Source organism: Desulfomonile tiedjei, from assembly GCA_016212925.1.
Classification (GTDB): Bacteria; Desulfobacterota; Desulfomonilia; order Desulfomonilales; family Desulfomonilaceae; genus JACRDF01.
This window is the reverse complement of the sequence record JACRDF010000029.1, coordinates 1-17,883: the sequence shown is the minus strand read 5'-3', so window position 1 is coordinate 17,883 and position 17,883 is coordinate 1. Positions and strand designations below refer to the sequence as shown.

20 protein-coding genes are annotated in these 17,883 nt (G+C 53.3%); 11 read left to right on the top strand and 9 right to left on the bottom strand.

Annotated features, from left to right (window positions below; translation table 11 throughout):
• Window positions 1–11 precede the first annotated feature (11 nt).
• The 3 genes from HY913_12705 to HY913_12695 all read right to left on the bottom strand — a co-directional run bounded on the left by HY913_12705 (window position 12) and on the right by HY913_12695 (window position 1,414).
• The gene (locus HY913_12705; GenBank protein ID MBI4964132.1) at window positions 12–536 is read right to left on the bottom strand and encodes a type 1 glutamine amidotransferase; all 525 of its coding nucleotides are present in this window, start codon (window positions 534–536) and stop codon (window positions 12–14) included.
• Between the two features lie 95 nt (window positions 537–631).
• Complete coding sequence (gene hypA / locus HY913_12700; protein MBI4964131.1) at window positions 632–988, bottom strand: hydrogenase maturation nickel metallochaperone HypA; 357 nt, start codon at window positions 986–988, stop codon at window positions 632–634.
• A 66-nt stretch (window positions 989–1,054) separates the two neighbouring features.
• Complete coding sequence (locus HY913_12695) at window positions 1,055–1,414, bottom strand: hypothetical protein (GenBank protein MBI4964130.1); 360 nt, start codon at window positions 1,412–1,414, stop codon at window positions 1,055–1,057.
• Between the two features lie 212 nt (window positions 1,415–1,626).
• On the opposite strand from HY913_12695, the gene HY913_12690 reads away from it, so the two are divergent.
• From HY913_12690 to HY913_12675, 4 genes are all read left to right on the top strand, one after another.
• Window positions 1,627–1,872 (top strand): hypothetical protein, encoded by a 246-nt coding sequence (locus tag HY913_12690; GenBank protein ID MBI4964129.1) that lies wholly within the window; start codon window positions 1,627–1,629, stop codon window positions 1,870–1,872.
• A gap of 448 nt (window positions 1,873–2,320) precedes the next feature.
• Window positions 2,321–2,827, top strand: coding sequence for a hypothetical protein (locus tag HY913_12685; GenBank protein MBI4964128.1), 507 nt, complete (start codon window positions 2,321–2,323; stop codon window positions 2,825–2,827).
• Window positions 2,828–3,032: 205 nt separating this feature from the next.
• Window positions 3,033–4,559, top strand: coding sequence for an AAA family ATPase (locus tag HY913_12680; protein MBI4964127.1), 1,527 nt, complete (start codon window positions 3,033–3,035; stop codon window positions 4,557–4,559).
• 34 nt (window positions 4,560–4,593) lie between these two features.
• Window positions 4,594–5,310, top strand: a complete 717-nt coding sequence (locus tag HY913_12675; protein ID MBI4964126.1) for an AAA family ATPase — start codon at window positions 4,594–4,596, stop codon at window positions 5,308–5,310.
• Between the two features lie 174 nt (window positions 5,311–5,484).
• Here the strand turns inward: HY913_12675 and HY913_12670 are convergent, their stop codons facing one another.
• Window positions 5,485–5,691: an AbrB/MazE/SpoVT family DNA-binding domain-containing protein gene (locus HY913_12670; protein MBI4964125.1), complete on the bottom strand. Its 207-nt coding sequence runs from the start codon at window positions 5,689–5,691 to the stop codon at window positions 5,485–5,487.
• A gap of 145 nt (window positions 5,692–5,836) precedes the next feature.
• Entirely contained in the window at window positions 5,837–6,070 is a 234-nt protein-coding gene (locus HY913_12665; GenBank protein ID MBI4964124.1) for a hypothetical protein, read from the bottom strand.
• 247 nt (window positions 6,071–6,317) lie between these two features.
• On the opposite strand from HY913_12665, the gene HY913_12660 reads away from it, so the two are divergent.
• The 6 genes from HY913_12660 (at window position 6,318) to HY913_12635 (ending at window position 12,467) form a co-directional block, all read left to right on the top strand.
• Window positions 6,318–6,995, top strand: a complete 678-nt coding sequence (locus HY913_12660; GenBank protein MBI4964123.1) for a bifunctional precorrin-2 dehydrogenase/sirohydrochlorin ferrochelatase — start codon at window positions 6,318–6,320, stop codon at window positions 6,993–6,995.
• Between the two features lie 205 nt (window positions 6,996–7,200).
• Window positions 7,201–8,052, top strand: coding sequence for a c-type cytochrome biogenesis protein CcsB (gene ccsB, locus HY913_12655; protein ID MBI4964122.1), 852 nt, complete (start codon window positions 7,201–7,203; stop codon window positions 8,050–8,052).
• Window positions 8,049–9,365 carry a glutamyl-tRNA reductase gene (locus HY913_12650; GenBank protein ID MBI4964121.1) on the top strand — a complete coding sequence of 439 codons (1,317 nt, stop codon included), beginning with the start codon at window positions 8,049–8,051 and terminating at the stop codon, window positions 9,363–9,365. Before ccsB ends, HY913_12650 begins: the two co-directional genes overlap by 4 nt.
• Window positions 9,362–10,312 carry a hydroxymethylbilane synthase gene (hemC, locus tag HY913_12645; GenBank protein ID MBI4964120.1) on the top strand — a complete coding sequence of 317 codons (951 nt, stop codon included), beginning with the start codon at window positions 9,362–9,364 and terminating at the stop codon, window positions 10,310–10,312. Before HY913_12650 ends, hemC begins: the two co-directional genes overlap by 4 nt.
• A 48-nt stretch (window positions 10,313–10,360) precedes the next feature.
• Complete coding sequence (cobA, locus tag HY913_12640) at window positions 10,361–11,932, top strand: uroporphyrinogen-III C-methyltransferase (GenBank protein ID MBI4964119.1); 1,572 nt, start codon at window positions 10,361–10,363, stop codon at window positions 11,930–11,932.
• On the top strand, window positions 11,907–12,467 hold the full coding sequence (locus tag HY913_12635) for a flavodoxin family protein (GenBank protein MBI4964118.1): 561 nt from the start codon (window positions 11,907–11,909) through the stop codon (window positions 12,465–12,467). Before cobA ends, HY913_12635 begins: the two co-directional genes overlap by 26 nt.
• Window positions 12,468–12,678: 211 nt before the next feature.
• On the opposite strand, the gene HY913_12630 is transcribed toward HY913_12635, so the two are convergent.
• From HY913_12630 to HY913_12615, 4 genes are all read right to left on the bottom strand, one after another.
• Window positions 12,679–13,839: a glycosyltransferase family 4 protein gene (locus tag HY913_12630; protein MBI4964117.1), complete on the bottom strand. Its 1,161-nt coding sequence runs from the start codon at window positions 13,837–13,839 to the stop codon at window positions 12,679–12,681.
• Between the two features lie 180 nt (window positions 13,840–14,019).
• Entirely contained in the window at window positions 14,020–14,808 is a 789-nt protein-coding gene (locus HY913_12625) for a glycosyltransferase family 2 protein (protein ID MBI4964116.1), read from the bottom strand.
• 154 nt (window positions 14,809–14,962) lie between these two features.
• Entirely contained in the window at window positions 14,963–15,304 is a 342-nt protein-coding gene (locus HY913_12620) for an ATP-dependent Clp protease adaptor ClpS (protein MBI4964115.1), read from the bottom strand.
• An 88-nt stretch (window positions 15,305–15,392) separates the two neighbouring features.
• The gene (locus HY913_12615; GenBank protein MBI4964114.1) at window positions 15,393–15,887 is read right to left on the bottom strand and encodes an amino acid-binding protein; all 495 of its coding nucleotides are present in this window, start codon (window positions 15,885–15,887) and stop codon (window positions 15,393–15,395) included.
• Window positions 15,888–16,429: 542 nt separating this feature from the next.
• Between HY913_12615 and HY913_12610 the strand changes: the two genes are divergently transcribed.
• Complete coding sequence (locus tag HY913_12610; protein ID MBI4964113.1) at window positions 16,430–17,419, top strand: magnesium transporter CorA family protein; 990 nt, start codon at window positions 16,430–16,432, stop codon at window positions 17,417–17,419.
• The last annotated feature ends 464 nt before the right edge of the window (window positions 17,420–17,883 follow it).

Below are 17,883 nucleotides of genomic sequence, written 5' to 3'. Positions count from 1 at the left end.
CGGAGACCTGCTTACTTCCCCTCCATGGCCTGAATTATTGTCCTACAGAATGCGGGCAGGTCGTCAGGTTTTCTCGAAGTGATGAGGTTGCCGTCCCTGACCACTTCCGAATCCTCCCAGATGGCCCCGGCGTTGGTCATGTCGTCTTTGATAGCAACATAAGACGTGGCTTTCTTGCCCTTCAAGATTCCCGCGCTCGCGAGCATCCACCCCGCGTGGCAGATTGCTGCAACCACCTTTCCCTGATTGAAAGCATCTCTGACCAGGGACACCATTTCCGGATGGATTCGCATTTTGTCCGGCGCATATCCGCCCGGCACCACAACAGCGTCAAAGTCGGCCGCGCTCACCTGCGACGCGTTCTTGTCCACCGGGACCGGAATGCCGTTTTTGCTGTGGTAAGTGGACGCTGTACCGGAACCGACAACCGTTACTTCGATGCCTTCCTCTTTGAGCCGGTAGTAGGGAATCCATAACTCGAATTCGTTGTACATGTCTTCCGAGAGGATCGCTGCTTTTTTGCCTTTAAGTTTCATGGTTTTCCTCCCCAATTGTGTGTGTTTCTCAATTGATAGTTAACCGGTGCTTCTACTGGTTAGACACAATGTGACGCGAATCGGAACGGTCTTTTTTACTCCTCGAAACCGTCCACCTCCAGAGAGACGATCCGCATCTCGTCACGGCCTTCAATAATCTGAATCGCCGCGGATGAACATGCAGGACAGAACGGCTGATAGTTTTCCATTATGCTTTCTTTAGAGCAATCCAAGCACCGCACCTTGACCGGAACGATGGTTATGTCCAAGCGTGTGCCTTGGGCTATTCCTCCCTCGGAGAGGACTTCGAAAGCAAACCTTACCGCATCGGGCTGCACCGCGGTGAGCCTGCCGAATTCCAAAGCCACGCTGACTATTTTGGTCGCCCGATGCATTTTTGCCTGCTGCATCAGGATGTCCATGATACTCTGAACAATTGCCATTTCGTGCATAATATTCCCTGACCATTGTCTAAGAACTGGATCGCGTAAGAACCGCCCCCTGGAGACAGTCTTTCTTCATTTGACCCAAGCCGGCAGTTGCCACTGAATGCCTCTGTTTATTTCCTGGAAAGAGCCTTCCCCGGTCAAATCCATAAACACTCGATAGCTTCCCTGGACATCCTTGTTGGAGTGTGTGCTGAAGCCCACGGTCCGGCCCCGGTACGAGTATACGGTAACCACATCACCATTAGGGCCGGAATAGTAGTCCATGGTGGTCTCGTTTCCCGGGATGTCCGGGGCATGGTCGGAATTCTTCGTCGTGATGTGTTTCATGGACTTGACATCGGGTAGTCGATAAAGCTGTTGGGCGTTTGCCAGCAGAGAGAGTATCGGAAAAAGTACGAGTATGGTCCCAACCAATAGAGCTTTGGCCATTTCCGCAAAGTCCTTTCCGTCGTTAATCAACTTGTTCAAGAGCTTTTAGCAGATCTCTGCTCCAGCGACAACCCGAAGCGGGAGAAGGGTCTGCCTGTTCGGTTGTTCGTCAAGACATGGCGGGTTGGAGAGCGGCATTCTTGCCTGATTCCAATCCATTCGGAACCCAAAAGGCCGGAGACCGCATCCAATTTTACGGGAGGCGATCAATTTTGAGCATTCGTTCAACAACTTTTGCCTTATTGTTTGCGGGAATGTCGGCCGCGTTCTTTGCTCGCGAAGCATTCTCCTGGGATACCGTCTTTGAGGTGCGGTCTGGCAACGGGAGACCCGTACAGGAATACACCATTCAGCATATACTGGACCCGCAGAGCACCGTCACGATAGGCCTCGAAGTGGGGGGCATAAGAATCGGGTACGACTCCCGCCACGGTTTAGCCGCGGTGAAGGAGTTCTAGACCCCGCGCGGCCGGGGCTTCCCGGGCGTCCTACGGGAGGTGGTAGGTTCATCTCATGGGCAGACCGAGGGATCAGAACTCGCTGGCGTGACTATTGACAAACACCGGGATGCGTAACCCCCCACTTACGCCGGGGGAATTGTCGGTTCTCTTTCATTGCGAGGAGTGAAGCGACGAAGCAATCTCAGCTCTTGAGGCCCGAGATTGCTTCGCTGCGCTCGCAATGACATGTTTCGCGCGAGTTTTTCCCTCGCAAGACTGAACAATTACGAGGATGGTTCATCTGGAATACGTCCTCGCGTTGTCTGCAGTAATTTGTTTTTTTGCAACCCCCCGGACGCGCCGCTCAACCGACAGACGACCACCATTGAACCCTCCAATTGACAATCCGCGGAGATTCCGACAAGATCAGTGGCGCTTGGCCAACCACAATCCGCGAGGTTCCCGGATGAATTTTGACCATATGGAGAAAGACGATCTGAAGCGTTACCTGGATTTCTTGTTCCACCAATATCGGGTAGTGGACGCGTTTTGGTACATTTTTCTGGAAGAAGAATACGGGACGGATGTGGCAAATCGCTTCAACGAAAAGGTGTGGGCCCGTGTGGCCGGATTGACGGCAAGAGACATTGTCAAAAGGTTCGGTATCACGGAGAAGGGGCTGGACGGCTTTGTCAAGGCCCAGCGCCTGTTCCCGTGGACTACTCTGGTGGGTTATGAGATAGACCGGCGGCCTGAAGAAGTCATCATTACCGTGCCTGAATGTCCCACTCAACGGGCACGTTTACGCCGCAACTTGGGAGAATACGACTGCAAAGAGATGCATAGAGGAGAGTTTGTCAATTTTGCCCACGAGATAGATCCGGCGATTCAAGTGGAATGCCTCCACGCTCCTCCCGACCCTCATCCGGCGGACCGCTTCTGCCGCTGGAGATTTACCGTGCCCGAAGCATAGGCTTGCCGGGCTCATCCTGTGTCTGAAATCGTCATTCTCGTCAGTAATTAACGAAGCCCGCTTGACATCAATCAGGAGCGGATGGTACTTTGGTAATGGATGCGCTTTCAAACGGAGAAACTGCGAAAGGGAACTTTTCCGTAAGACTTTTGCCGTAGGCTCCCTGTTTGAAAGCACATTTCCTGCCCACAACTGGTGAGGACTCATGTCAAAAGAAATCGAAGCAAAGGTGCTGGCCGGGCTGCTGGATGACCGTTACCTTCTCAACCGGGCGTTAAGCGACGGCTTCACCGCAGAGGTGTTCAAGGATTCCAGCTTGCGTGTAATTTTCAAAACAGTGAATGACATGAGCCAGACTCCGGGACAGGTGATCGACTGGATAACCATCGAAAACACCCTTAAAACAAAGGAATGGCTTAACCCGGAGGTAAGTCAAGCACTTGCGGTTGTAAGAGAGCAAGACAGCCTGGAAGCCGACCAGTTGATGGCATATCTGGATATCCTTAAAGACCAGAGCCTACGCGACAAGATGCACAAGCTCTCCCAGGTTATGTCCAACTACTCCATGCACAAGGGCCAATACAAAGACCAGGACTTTGTGGAATTCAGCAGCCGAATAATTCAAACTCTTATCGAGATGCAGAAGCAAAAGGTCAAGAAACGGATCACGCCGGTTAAGGATACTATCCGCGAAATTGGCGAAATAACCGATCTTAACCGTCAAGGTGAAAAGAAGCTCCTCGGTTTCTCCATTCAACCCTTCGAAAGGCTGGAACTGCTCCTTTCCGGAATAAGGAAGGGGTTCTATTACGGCCTGGCAGGACCCCCGAGGCGTGGTAAGACCACCTTCGCTCTGGACATGGCCTCGCGGCTTGCCGAGAGAAACGGTTTCCCGGTGCTGTTCTACACATGGGAACAAACGCGGCGGACTTTGGCTGCGCGGCTTCTGGGCCGGGAATGTTACATCAATCCCGTGAAACTGTTGACGGAGGTTTCCCCGGAGGAAAAGCAGCGCCATGCCCTGGTCAAGAAAGTGATAGAACGTTCCGCGGCTTACAGCAGCAATCTCTACGTCATCGAAGCAGGGCGGCAGGATACCATAGAACGGATCAAGGCCCAGGCTTACAACGTAATGCACGAATTCCGCTGCAATGATGTAGCGATCTTTTTCGATTACTTGCAGAAGATACCCCTGGGACGACAGTACGACGATATCAGGAGCCAGGTTAATGAGGCATCCGCTCAGCTCGCGGACCTAAGCCTGGAATTGGAATGCCCTGTGTTGGCAATTTCAGCCATGGACAAGGAAGGCTGCAAGCTCGATGAAAAGCCGCCGAGCTACGACGAATTCTCCACCACCTATTTCGCCAGGCCCACCATGCACAACTGCGTCGGTGGCGGGGATCTGGAATACGACCTTGATGTGGCCATGGTGCTGTCGAAGGATTGGGTGGCCACTAAGAACCTCCATGACCGGATCAGCCTGAAGGAGAAGGACATGGCGGTTCCCGATCTTCCGCAAATCGACATTGTGAACCTCCACATAGACAAGAATCGAGATTCCGCCGGAGAAACGGCTCCGACTATTCAGTATGCCTTCTTCATAAATATCAATAAGTTTGTCGAAGTTGGCTTCAAGACCGAGGAAGAATACAGCAAGGAATTCAAGGGCTTCGCAAAAGCGGAAGACATGTTCGGAGCACTTCTGGATACCGGTATCTTCAAACTGTAACCCCTATTCTGCTCTCGAGGAAAGCTCTCTTTTCATGTACCTAAAATCAGTAGCCATAGAATCCGGCAGTTTCCCAACACGCGACCGATTCCCGTTCAATATTAGAGTCTTCCAGCAGACGGAAAGGATCGACTTCTCGTCGCGGGTGGCCTTTTTCGTTGGCGAGAATGGTTCGGGCAAGTCCGCGCTCCTGGATGCGATCGGGCGAAAGAGCGGCTTTCTGCCCTGGGGAGGGAGTAAAGTCCACCGGGCGCACGACAATCCTTTTGAAACACGACTTGCGAACCACATAAGCCTCACTCTGAATTCCAGGCACAAGTACGGCTTTCATTTCAGGGCCGAGACCTTCTTCAACTTCGCTTCATCCCTCGATGACATTCTCTTGGACGACCCTGCCCGTGACAAATACTATGGTGGTGGGTCTCTGAACGTGCTTTCACACGGGGAGTCTTTCCTATCCTTCTTCAAGGGTTATAGTTTTCAACTGGACGGTTTGTATCTACTCGACGAGCCTGAATCAGCCCTGTCACCGCCCAACCAGATAGAATTCGTGCGTATCATCATGGATTCCTTGAACAACGGTAACAAGCAGTACATAATTGCCACCCATTCCCCCATAATTCTAGCCTGCCCTGAAGCCCAGATCCTGGCTTTCGACACCCCGAGCATCCAGACCATCGATTACAACCAGACCGCAGCATACCGATTCTATGCGAAATTTCTCGATGACCCCGGACAGTTTCTGAAGTAGTGCTGTTTCGGCTTGAGTCTTGCGGTTTGTATTCTGTAGCGCCGGCATCTTGCCGGTCATTCAAATAGACAGGCTGGAAGCCTGTCCCACCAATCAAGATTGCATCTGGCTAGCGTCCACGCCATGACACTTTGGGACGGCAATGGCCAATGATTGTGTTCAGTGGGTGCTAGGTCACCGTCGATTCTGCTTCCGTTTGATAGCCGTATCAATTCCTCTCAGCAGGCCACGGTCCTCTTGAACGGGCTTGACGGGAATTAGCTCGATGCGGTTCTCATAGACCAAGACTTGGAAATCATCTCCAACTCGAAAGCCGAGGGTTTCCCTGATTTTCTTGGGGATAACCACCTGGAATTTAGGAGATACGGTTACGGTTTCCATACGTCACCCCTATCGACTTACTCTATGTCATACTCCCTTTCTACCGAAACCCGCTGGTGTCCGCAAGGGATCTTTCTCATACAGGCAAGCCGCGGCGCAACAAGCATTAGAGCCATCTCACTGTCGAGTTCATAGCGGGACAACTCTAAAGGGCCAGTGACAGGGCCTCGATCAACGTGTCCGGCAGTCTGATTGGAGCAAAATACTTCTCCGAGTAAAGATAATCCTCGCCGGACTCGTCTACGACGCGGATCAGCCTATGACCGGCGGCCGTCCTATCCGGCACCACTCGGTAAATCTTCCGTGGTTCCAATGAAGCAGCGTACCCCTCATTCTTGATGCACACTACAAAATGCCGTTCTTCTCTTTTCTGTTCCATGATCTTTACTCTGGCGCTGCCGAATGGAACCACCGACTGCAATGGTTTGGATGTCGGTTATCTCACTCAGCATTTCAATCGCGGATCCCATGAACCGGATTCTATAGGGGATTCCAATGGGAATCAATGTCAGTATGCATCGCGGGAGCCGCGTCGGTGAGTAATTGTCAATGGGCAAAACAGCCCAGCAGAAATTGACCATCTGCGGCGGATTGTGTAAAATATTCTATTTTCGAGGAGATGCCCTGTGAAGCCGTACCCGGTAATGATGAACGTTAATGACAGACAGGTCATCGTTGTGGGCGGAGGCAGCGTAGCGGCTCGGAAGATCGGGAGCCTCTTGGAAAGCGGCGCCCGTGTGACGGTCATATCTCCTGAACTGGGGCCGCAACTGGAGGAACTCGCCGAGACAGGAGCAATATATTGGCTCCCTGAACCATTCGACGAGAAGCTCCTGGACAGGTATCCTGAAACGGCTCTCATTTTTGGGACCACCAACCGCCGTGAGGTCAACATCAGGATACACGATGCAGCGGTGGCGAGAAAAATCCCGTGCAACATTGCGGATGTTCCGGAACTCTGCACGTTCATTGTGCCTGCGGTGATAACTCAGGGAGACCTAATAATAGCAGTCAGCACGGGAGGGTCGTCGCCGGCCCTGGCTCGGCGGATTCGAGAGGATTTGGAGACACGATACGGGCCGGAATACGCGGCCATGACCAGACTCATGGGTGAACTCCGCCGGCTCGTACTTGCCGCGGGAAGTCCTTCTGACGAGAACAAGAAGCTTTTCCTCGAGATAGTCGATTCTGAAATCCTGACGGCATTGCGCGAAAACGATCGCGATCGGGCGCTGGAAATCCTGAAAGCCATCCTGCCGGGAAATGTCAATCCCGAGCCGGCCATGGAAAAACCGCCGCAGTAGTGGGAGGCATGAGGAGTTTCCGGGGAGGCCCTTTTTGCAAAAAGGCCCTCCCCGGACCCCTCCCCAAAAACTCCTGTAATCTTTATCTGTTGCCTCTGTCGAGGCAACAGATAAAGCCGATTTCTTGGCAAGCTGGCAGCCTCGCTAAATTCGTTTGTGGCTTTTGGACGCTATTCAATATGAGTCATGAGTAGGGACGGGTAGATTGGATTTGTTCTTCTTCAAAATCGCCATAGCACTGTACCTGGCCGCGTCTGTGGCTTATCTTGTGTTCTTGCTGACGTCTTCGGAGGGTCGGGCGCCTATAGCATTCTGGTGTTCGGTACTCGGATTTTCGGCACATACCCTTTCCATCATGCACCGAGCTATCTTCTCCAAATTCTTTCCTCTGGCCACATCGTTTGACGCTCTTTCCTTCTTTGCCTGGCTGATTGTGGGGCTTTTTCTTGTCATGCGGTATCGGGACCCCAGCCCGATCTTCGGATCTATAGTCACTCCTCTGGCATCGGTATTGATGTTGTTTGGGTCCACGCTCTCCTATCAAATCAGGGAGCCTCTGGTCCCGATCCTGAAAAGCTGGTGGCTTCCCATACACGTCTCGCTGGCTTTGCTCGGGAACGGGATTTTCGCCCTCATAGCCGTGGGCGGCCTGATGTATATCATCCAGGAAAGACTCATAAAAACGAAAAAAATCGGCAGGTACCATAGACTGCTGCCTTCTCTGGAGACACTGGACTCGATCAATCGCCGGGGCCTTCCTCTCGGGTTCTTCTTTCTGACTCTAGGGATTATTTCAGGGGCCTTATGGGCTGGCAGCGCCTGGGGTTTCTACTGGAGCTGGGACCCCAAGGAGACCTGGAGCCTGATAACCTGGTTTGTTTACGCTGCAATAATTCACCAGCGGATCGCGCTGGGCTGGCGTGGTAAGCGTGCGGCTATGCTGGCGATTCTTGGTTTTGTTTTGGTCATTTTCACGTTCATTGGAGTAAGCGCTCTGTTGGGCGGGCATCACGCATTCGGCACGACGAGTCCGTACATGAGGACCAAAGGGCTATGAAGCTGGAAATACTGGTTGTCGGACTCAATCATTCCACTGCGCCGGTTGAAATCCGGGAAAAGATAACCTTTCCCGGCGATCAGGACGGTCGAGTTACAAGGCTGATTGCTGACGTTCCCGTAGTAGAAGAAGCGATGATACTCTCGACCTGCAACAGATCTGAAGTCATTGTTATGACCGAACATCCCGAGAATGCGGCGGAAGATGTCATCGAAGCCGTGGGTCGGATACACGATCTGGATCCAAAAACTTTTAGCGACTTCCTCTATGTGAGGCAAGGCATTGATGCCGTTAACCACGTCTTCAGGGTAGCATCCAGTCTGGATTCCATGGTGGTTGGAGAACCCCAGATTCTCGGCCAGGTCAAGGAAGGGTACCGCCGAGCCGCTGACGCAAACGCAACCGGCCCGATCCTGAACCGGCTGATGCACCGGGCCTTCTTCACCGCCAAAAGGGTCCGAACGGAGACAGGTGTTGGGCTGTCCGCAGTGTCCGTGGCATACGTGGCTGTGGAACTAGCTAGAAAGATACTGGGCGACCTTAAAGACAAAACGGTTCTCTTGATCGGCGCGGGCGAAATGGCAGAACTGGCGGCTCGCCACCTCAGGACGCACGCGGAAAAGCCGATAATCGTGGTGAACCGAACGTATGAAAACGCTTGTACGCTGGCGGGCCAACTTCGAGGCCGCGCAGTTCCCATTGAACAACTCGATGACGGCCTGGTAGGCGCGGATGTGGTAATCACTTCAACAGGCAGTTGTGAATCCTTGATCAAAGCGCCTCAGTTGAAGGACGTTATGCGGCGGAGGCGATTTCGCCCAATCTTCCTCATCGACATAGCCATCCCCCGAGATGTGCAGCCGGAATCCAACGAGATAGACGGAGTTTACTTGTACAACATTGACGACCTTCAGACCGTGGTGCACGAGAACGTCGGCGAAAGACGGCAAGAAGCCATCCGCGGTGAATCCATAGTAGAGGAGGAGGCTCAGAAGTTCGTGGAATGGACCCGAACTCTGGAGTCCGCACCGACAATAATCGCGTTGAAGAAAAAACTGGAAGGGATTCGGGAAGCGGAACTGGCGCGCCTTAACGGAAAGCTGTCGACTCTGAGCCCGGCCGAAAGAGAAATCGTAGAAATAATCACCCGATCCATCATAAACAAGATAGCTCACGATCCCATCGCATTCCTTAAGAAAGCAGGATCGAGATCCAAGAGAAACGTCTACCTGGATGTGGCGCAAAGACTGTTCGGGTTGGATGGGCTTGCATCTCCGGCCGGTCCCGAGAAGGAAGAAACGAAACAAGAATGAAACTCACCATCGGAACTCGCGGCAGCGCCCTGGCTCTTTGGCAGGCCAGGCACGTGGCCTCGATCATAGAAAAGACCCACCCTACCGTCAAAGTGGATCTGATCACTATCAGAACTCAAGGTGATAAGATACTGGACGCACCCCTGGCAACGATTGGCGGCAAGGGACTGTTTACAAAGGAAATCGAGGACGCTCTCCTGGATGGCAGAGTGGACCTCGCAGTGCATTCCATGAAAGACCTTCCCACGGAGTTGCCGACAGGGCTGAAGCTTGCAGCAGTCTTAGAACGCGAGGACGCCAGGGATGTTTTTATATCGGCAGACGGAAGAACTCTGGAAGATCTGCCGGCCGGGGCAAGAATAGGGACATCGAGTCTGCGGCGAAAAGCCTTTCTGCTGCATCGCTATCCCGGTCTGGAAGTGATATCCATCCGAGGAAATGTGGATACACGTCTAAGAAAAATTCAGACCGAGAACCTTGCCGGAATCATGCTTGCGGCAGCGGGAATAATCCGGATGGGATTTGCCGATCGTATAACCGAGTACATGGGGCCGGAAGTCATGATCCCTGCAATAGGGCAAGGGGCGCTTGCGCTTGAAACGCGAGAGTCCGATTCTGCGGTCGAAGAAATTGTCGCGGCTATGGACCATCCTGAGACGGCGAGATGCGTGAAGGTCGAGCGAGCATTCCTGCAGAGGATGGGCGGAGGCTGCCAAGTGCCTATGGCCGCGCATTGCGTTTGCGACGAAGATGGCATTCAGGTTACCGCCGCTGTGGTTCACCCTGATGGAGATCCAATGATTCGCGATGCTTACACAGGGCCTTTCGAAGACGCGCGTGTCGGAACTCGCCTTGCGGACGCCCTCTTATCACAAGGAGCCACTTCTATCCTCAAAGCTGTGCTCACGGAAGACTGGGAGCCGGGGCCGGCCATAGACATAATATAGCTCGACGGAACAAAACGAGAATTGGATACGGTAACTAGAAAGGAACAGATGGATTTCAAGAAACCCGGCACCGTGTTTCTCGTGGGAGCAGGACCAGGCGATCCCGGTCTGATTACTGTCAAGGGCCTTGAGAAGATTCGCACGGCCGACGTCATTGTTTACGATTATCTGGCGGGCGACAAGCTCATTGAGGAAGCCAGGCCCGATGCAGAATTGATCTACGTGGGTAAAAAAGGGAAGGATCACACCGCAGAGCAAATTGATATAAACCGCCTCCTTGTGACCAAAGCCAGAGATGGGAAAACCGTGGTCCGGCTGAAAGGCGGCGATCCGTACTTGTTCGGTAGGGGAGGGGAAGAGGCTGAAGAGCTTGTGGCAGCCTGCGTCCCCTTTGAGGTGGTCCCCGGCGTGACTTCCGCCATTGCAGCGCCGGCCTATGCGGGCATACCCGTGACGCATCGGGATCACGCTTCCATGGTGACCTTTGTGACAGGACATGAAGACCCTGACAAAGAAGAGTCCTCGATTGACTGGAACGTCCTCGCGGCAAATCCTGGTACGCTGGTTTTCCTCATGGGGGTGAAAAACCTGGATAACATAGCAACATCACTGATCAAAGCAGGTAAACCGGCACACACCCCCGCGGCCCTGGTGCGGTGGGGGACCACGCCCCGGCAAATTGCCGTGGTCTCCGACCTCGAAAATCTCCCTGCTGAGGCCAAGCGCAGAGGCATCAAAGCCCCGGCCGTGCTTGTGGTCGGATCAGTGGCGACTTTGCATGAAACGCTCGGATGGTTCGCGAAGAAACCTCTTTTCGGCAAGAGAATCCTGATCACTAGAGGCAGAGAGCAATCCAAGAGGATGGCGGACAAGATCTCGGAGCAGGGCGGCGAACCGGTCCTGTTTCCTACAATAAGTATACAGCCCCCTGATGACTATCGAGCCCTCGATGACGCCATCACGAGGATCAAGAGCTTCGATTGGGTGATTTTTACTTCAGTCAATGGAGTGGAGCGGTTTTTCGAGCGTTTTTTCCAATTTAACGACGATATCCGGGAAATGGCCGGGCCGAGGCTGGGAGCCATAGGACCCGTCACCGCGGCGGCTATTCGACGGCTCGGTTTGAAAGTGGACCGCCTTGCCAAGGAGTTTGTGGCTGAGGGAGTCCTGGACATGCTTTCCGAAACTGAAGTGCAAGGAAAACGCTTCCTCATAGCCAGAGCCGAGCAAGCCAGGGAAGTTCTCCCTGAGGGATTAACCCGAATTGGCGGTGAAGTGGAGGTCGTAACGGTTTATAAAACCGGCCTTCCCTCGGACTCGGATATAGCAAGAGTCCGCAAGATGCTGGAAGAAAAGGCGCTGGATGCCATTACTTTTACGTCTTCGTCCACGGTAACTCACCTCGTTGAGATGCTGAAAGGCAGCGATCTACCCGCCCTTATGGATGGGGTGGTGCTTGCTTCCATCGGCCCGGTCACATCGAGCACACTTAAAGAATGTGGCTTGACGGCGGACGTGAAGGCCGACGAATACACCATCGACGGTCTGGTAAAGGCGCTGTCGGACTATTTCGTTTCAATAAAGAGAGGCGGTAATGAGAATAGAGACGGTCCTGGGTAGTCCTCGTAAGAAGGGAAACACCGGCAAGGTACTCGGATGGGTGGAAGAAGCTCTGGAAGCACGCGGCCATAGCGTCAACCGAATTCAACTCGTAGACCACAAGATCAACGGCTGCAAAGGGTGCTGGACCTGCAAGAAATCCAAGGATAAGCCGGGTTGCCCGCAGAAAGACGACGCGGTCGAAATCCTCGAACGATTACTGGATTCCGACTTAGTGCTGTACGCGACCCCCGTTTACTTCTGGGGTCCCACAGCGCAAATTAAGGCGTTCGTTGACCGCCATTGCAGCCTGGTTACAGGGTATGGAACCGCTCAATGGCAATCTTTGATGGCAGGGAAGCGGATAGGCTTAGTGGTTACTTGCGAAGACGGGATCGAAAACAATGTGGATCTCTTGGCGGAGATGTTCAAGAGATTTGCCGATTACTTGAAATGCGATCACGCGGGTGAGATCGTCATACCCTTCGCATCCAAACCCGATGCCATGGGTGACCAGGCGCGAGCCCGGGCGATCGCGTTCGCTAATCAGTTGTAGCAATGGCCGGCAGGGACGCCGGCCGCTACCAATTCTTTGAAACTTGGCTTTGCGATAAAGTCAAAGGTTTCGTCAAATGCTATGTAACAATATAATTCCCGATTGCCTATTTCCGTCATTCCGGCGGAAGCCTGGAATCCAGGAGGTACTGAGTCCCGGCCTCCGCCGGGACAACGGAAATCTGCCATTCCGACATAACTTTAAAGAAATGCTATAAGCGAGATTCCCGCCGAACGACTTCTCTCATGATATCAATCATCTGTTTGTGATTGGCTTCCAGCGTATATTTGGAGGCAGTGCGTCGAGCCGCGGCTCCAGCGGATTCCAATATGTTCGGGTCCAGGAAGCGCTCCATCGCGTCGGCCATCTCTTTGGTATTCCTTGGATCCTTGATCACCATTCCGTCGACGCCGTGCTCGATTATTCCCGCCGCACCGTTAAAGACAGAGGTGATTGCAGGCAAGCCGGCAGCCATGGCTTCGAAAACCACCAGCGAACAGGCGTCGTAGAAGGTCGGGAGAACGAATACGTCACACGCGTGGTAATAGGCCTCCGGCTCCTTTGTGGGTCCAGGAAACCTAACGATATCGGCTAAATCCAGGTGGCTCACTCGGCGCTGAAGAGAAGGGGAGGGCGAGCGCCCAACTATCACTGCACCAAATCTCCCCGGGCCCACTCTTGCCCGAAGCTCTCCGGCAGCTTCGAGGAGATAGCGGACTCCTTTTTTCCTGAAATCGTAAGCCATGAATAAGAAGAGGATTTCATCCTTAAACCCGAGTTTCTCTCTCAGATTTCGTCGTTGAGGTTCATCCCTGGTCCTGAACCTAGCCTGGTCAATTCCGTTGTACACCAGTCGGACCTGTTCCTTGTCAATACCGAAGCGCTCAGCCATGTCATTCCGAACCATATCGGATATTGCAATTATGACAGGAGGTTGATTCATTCGGAAAGCCGCGGATTCGATCCAGGCCCGCGCGTAGTACTTGGGAACGCCAAAGACCGCCAACGCCTTGATAAACCTGACTAACGGATTGCGAACAGCTTCAAGCTTCCTCAGGTTGCTCACCCGGTGAACCCCGCCGTGGCTCTGATACATATTCATGGTGATGGTATTGCCGAAGCCCAGAACAATGTCGAAGCCTTGACCCTTAACCATCCGTCTGTGTGTAAGGGCAAAGTGCAGAATTCTAACCGATGGGGGAATCCACTTGGGAAGGCGAGGCATTGGATGGAATACCGCGGTGTCAGGCTCGCGGTCCCACGAATGTCCGTACAGATGAACCTCCCATCCCTGGGAGACCATGGTACGAGCCAACTCCACCGCGTACGACTCCGCGCCGCCTGCGTGCCGGCTGAAATTCTCTATAGCCATTGCGATCTTCATAGAGATGAATTGCGGGTGCCCTCGGCGGGCGGTCGCATCTTTCTTCGAATCGCCTGAATCTCTGACAGCGGCCAAGCGAGTCGAATGGTGCAAAATCATGGGAGTTTTTGGGGAGGGGTCTGGGGAGGCCCTTTTTGTTCGGCCTCCCCGGATCATCTATCTTGAAAATCACTTCCGCTCGTCCCTCGGGAGGCTCAGTTCCCACGATTTTGCGTGTTTCAGAAATACGTAGAAAGCACTGTTTACCGCTATTATCAAGCCGGGAATGCCGTCCAGCAAGCCCAGTTTCCATACCGCGCATTCAAGGAACTTCCCGACCGCGTGCAGAAGGCCCAGGACCACGTATCCCGGTCCTCTCATCCCGCGGTAATGCACATCCACGGTCGAAAAGTTGTTAATGGTCTTCACCTGATCCGAGATGTCACGATACACGTAGTGGAGGATCGGATGTTGGAGACGTTCCACCCGGCCGTTCACCTCCAGTCGGTCGTGGAGCGCGTCACCAGCCCAAAGGCCTGAGCCTCTGCGGATCAGGCGTACCTTTCTGTCAGGGTACCAGCCGCCGTGCTTGATCCAACGATTGAGATACCTGCTCATCCGGGGCATGGAGAAGGCTTGTACCTCGGGCTCTACATTTTCCAACGCCCTGAGGATTTCGGCCACGGATTCCTGAGACAGTGCCTCGTCCGCGTCCATGCTGAGGATCCATTCACTGGATGCGGTTTCCATGGCCATCTGCTTTTGCGCTACGTATCCCAGCCACTCCTGGTGGATCACCCGCGCCCCGAATGAACGGGCTACGTCCACCGTTCCGTCCGTGCTGCCTGAATCCACCACAAGGACTTCGTCCGCAATGGGGCAGCTCTGCAAGAGGTCGCCTATTCGGTCCGCTTCGTTCTTGGCAATAATGACAAGGCTAAGCCGAGGCCGTTGCTGTTTTGGGGCTGAGTCGTCCATGAGGACGAATGATAGGAACGCACGGGGACCTTGTCAATGCATGTTTTTTCAGAGGCTAAGAGAAAGGGTCAATTCCTGAATGGTGCGAGATGTGCGAGTTAACATAATATATCTTATCGGACCCTAAGTTCTCGGGTCGTTTTGCCGGCACGCATCAAGTCGCCTGAGCCACCGGATTTACCTGAACCTCGATCCCGATGGTCCGAATGACCTGTGCAATCGCCTCAGCGTCCTCATAAGGCCCTTGGGCCACCGCGCAGGAGTCCATGTGGTCAACCTCCCACGCTATCGCAAAGGCCATTTCCTCACTTATATCCAGAGCCCGCATGGTGATTTGAATGACCTCTCCATATGTGTTGTGGTCATTATCAATTATGCGGACCTCGTAAAGGTCCCCGCTATCCGGTTGATCGCCTTCCGGATGTTCCCGACCAACACCCACGGGCGGAAAGCGTCGAATGGTATAACAGTGTAAAGGAACGAGACTTTCAGTCATGGATGCATTAAGGCAATGGTCCCGGCAAAATCAAACAGGACTGCCACACACCTCTTCGAAATTCGCCTGGTTCGTTAAACGAGCAGCCTCACGCGGTCCCCTCTGGAAAGATTTCCAAAGCCTTTTCCAGGTCGGAGACCTTGAAAATGAACAGAGCGGACTCACTGTCCGAAAAGCCCGCGCCGTAGGTGTAGGCAATATTGACCCCTGCGTCGCCGAACTTGCGGGAAACCGTATGCAGAAGTCCGGGCCGATTGTCCAAGACCAGACCGATGACTTCCTGTATTTTTACCTGATAACCGGCCTTGCCCAGGACCTCCACAGCCTTGTTAGGGTTGTCGACAATTAGCCTGATCATCGAGTATTTTGCCGACTCCTTCAAAATCGCTTCGTAATAGTCCCGAGGCGCCACCCTTCGGCCCGTGTGTGCTCGCACGTCGTACAGGGCCAGAAGATACTCGTTGGCATCTTGAATGCTCATGGCCTCTATGTTGATATGCTCATCCTTAAGCACCGCCGTGAACTTGGCCAGTTCCCCTGGCGCGTCCGCGAGCATCACCTCAAGCTGTTTCTTGACGGGCATGTTTGTCTCCACCCATGTTTTTGTTTGGCGTCATCGTATTATGCCTCAAAAGCCGCCGCACTCAAGCGAAAACATGCAAGGACATTCACTCGATGGTAACATTGTGAAATAATATCATATTGTCGCCCAAAGTCACGCGTATCGTTGTCGTGGAATCCTGGGCCTTCCCGCAAGCCGCGGGATTCCCGCGTGCCTGTCATAGAATGCCGATTTTGGCAGGCCGGAAAGCCTGCCCCACAAAGAATAGTTCAAACCCTGAAAGATCCAAGGCTTATGATTTTCAGGAAGTTCTGCTTTCAAAGGAACTTATTCGAGAGTATAATCTGCAACTGCACGGCCGCTGACCGGAAGACCCTGCCCCAGAAGGCCGGATCTCCTACGAATTCAATTTGTTACTTGGCGCTGCCATGATTTTGCTTCAGCCGACGGAGGTCTGATAGAGGCTTCCGACCCTCGAACAATCTTACGTCAGCACGGTGCTCGCACAGAAAGTGATATCGGCCTTCCGGTTAATTCCGGATCGACCCAAGAGGATTTGAAAAATGGCCACGGCATATCTGAAAACAACGGAAGGCGTCAAAACACTGCAACTAACTAGGATCGCCGACCTTCCGAGAGAGACGATCTGGTTGGATCTCTTGAACCCGTCCAGTGATGAGGAGCGGCTTGTCGAGACCTTCTTGGGGGTTGACGTACCGACAGCGCAGGAGATTGAGGAGATTGAGGATAGTAGTCGTTTTTATCAGAAGAATGACAGCATATACGTGACAGTGGCGTTGTTGACTCGTCTTGACGCGGGACAGCCTTCCAGTACGGACATCAGGTTCATATTGACTCCCAATAGACTCATATCCGTTCGCTATGTAGAGTCGAAACCGTTTCGGATCTTTTCCAGCAGGCTCCTACGCGATAGCAGAGCAAGTGAATCAAGTGATATCATTATGGAAACTATGTTAGAACTTGTCGTCGACGACTTGGCTGACATCCTTGAAGAAACGGCTTTGAATCTTGACAGACTAGCTCGCGGCGTCTTTTTCCCCTCCGTCCCCGGCAAGGCCGCCGAAAGCGATGCAGAGAGCATGGACCTCAAAGAGATGATCACAGAGATAGGTCGGTACGGGGAATTCATATCCGAGGCACGTCTCAGCGTCTTCAATATGAATCGGCTACTGATCTTCCTGTCTCAGACCAGCGTTAAATGGTGGCAACCTGATACAAGAGCGCGGCTTCAGACTCTGCTGCGGGATATTCGGTCCCTTACCGAGCATGCCAGTTTTCTTGCCACTCGCGTTAATTTCATTCTCGATGCAACTCTGGGCATGATTAATATTGAGCAGAACAAGATCATCAAGATCTTCTCGGTTGCTGCCGTTGTTTTTCTGCCCCCGACGCTCATTGCCAGTATGTACGGCATGAATTTCAAGCACATGCCGGAACTGGAATGGCTATTCGGATATCCCATGTCTATTGGCCTCATGATAATGGCCGCGGTGCTGCCTTACTGGTACTTTAAACGTAGAGGATGGCTCTGATAGGCGACACGCAAAAAGCAATGCGTGATTCCCGGGTAATCCCCCGACCGATGCTGTTTCCCGTAGGGCGGCCCATGGCCGCCATTTTCGTTTTTGGGCAGGTTCACCCTGTGGCGGGCACGGCCCGCCCTACGTTCTGGCATTTTAAGCGTAGGGGATGGCGCTGATACGCGACACACGAAACAGTGGTGGGTGAGTCTGTAAAATACCCCGACCGATGCTGTTTCCCGTAGGGCGGCCTATGGCCGCCATCTTCACTTTTAGGCCGATTCACCTTGTGACGGGCACGGCCCCGCCCTACGTTCTCGCATTTTAAGCGTAGAGGATGGCTCTGATAGGCGACACGTGAGACAGTGGTGAGTGCGTCTGTGAAATCCCCCGAACGATTCTGTTTCCCGTAGGGCGGCCTATGGCCGCCATCTTCACTTTTAGGCCGATTCACCCTGTGGCGGGCACGGCCCCGC

Bases quoted from the DNA above. Each gene is read 5' to 3' on its own strand.
- HY913_12610 (MBI4964113.1), top strand. From the start codon at position 16,430: ATGGCCACGGCATATCTGAAAACAACGGAAGGCGTCAAAACACTGCAA.
- hypA (MBI4964131.1), bottom strand. From the start codon at position 988: ATGCACGAAATGGCAATTGTTCAGAGTATCATGGACATCCTGATGCAG.
- HY913_12680 (MBI4964127.1), top strand. From the start codon at position 3,033: ATGTCAAAAGAAATCGAAGCAAAGGTGCTGGCCGGGCTGCTGGATGAC.
- HY913_12705 (MBI4964132.1), bottom strand. From the start codon at position 536: ATGAAACTTAAAGGCAAAAAAGCAGCGATCCTCTCGGAAGACATGTAC.
- HY913_12675 (MBI4964126.1), top strand. From the start codon at position 4,594: ATGTACCTAAAATCAGTAGCCATAGAATCCGGCAGTTTCCCAACACGC.
- HY913_12665 (MBI4964124.1), bottom strand. From the start codon at position 6,070: ATGGAACAGAAAAGAGAAGAACGGCATTTTGTAGTGTGCATCAAGAAT.
- HY913_12670 (MBI4964125.1), bottom strand. From the start codon at position 5,691: ATGGAAACCGTAACCGTATCTCCTAAATTCCAGGTGGTTATCCCCAAG.
- HY913_12635 (MBI4964118.1), top strand. From the start codon at position 11,907: ATGAGAATAGAGACGGTCCTGGGTAGTCCTCGTAAGAAGGGAAACACC.
- HY913_12650 (MBI4964121.1), top strand. From the start codon at position 8,049: ATGAAGCTGGAAATACTGGTTGTCGGACTCAATCATTCCACTGCGCCG.
- HY913_12630 (MBI4964117.1), bottom strand. From the start codon at position 13,839: ATGGCTATAGAGAATTTCAGCCGGCACGCAGGCGGCGCGGAGTCGTAC.
- HY913_12685 (MBI4964128.1), top strand. From the start codon at position 2,321: ATGAATTTTGACCATATGGAGAAAGACGATCTGAAGCGTTACCTGGAT.
- hemC (MBI4964120.1), top strand. From the start codon at position 9,362: ATGAAACTCACCATCGGAACTCGCGGCAGCGCCCTGGCTCTTTGGCAG.
- HY913_12695 (MBI4964130.1), bottom strand. From the start codon at position 1,414: ATGGCCAAAGCTCTATTGGTTGGGACCATACTCGTACTTTTTCCGATA.
- HY913_12620 (MBI4964115.1), bottom strand. From the start codon at position 15,304: ATGACTGAAAGTCTCGTTCCTTTACACTGTTATACCATTCGACGCTTT.
- HY913_12625 (MBI4964116.1), bottom strand. From the start codon at position 14,808: ATGGACGACTCAGCCCCAAAACAGCAACGGCCTCGGCTTAGCCTTGTC.
- HY913_12615 (MBI4964114.1), bottom strand. From the start codon at position 15,887: ATGCCCGTCAAGAAACAGCTTGAGGTGATGCTCGCGGACGCGCCAGGG.
- cobA (MBI4964119.1), top strand. From the start codon at position 10,361: ATGGATTTCAAGAAACCCGGCACCGTGTTTCTCGTGGGAGCAGGACCA.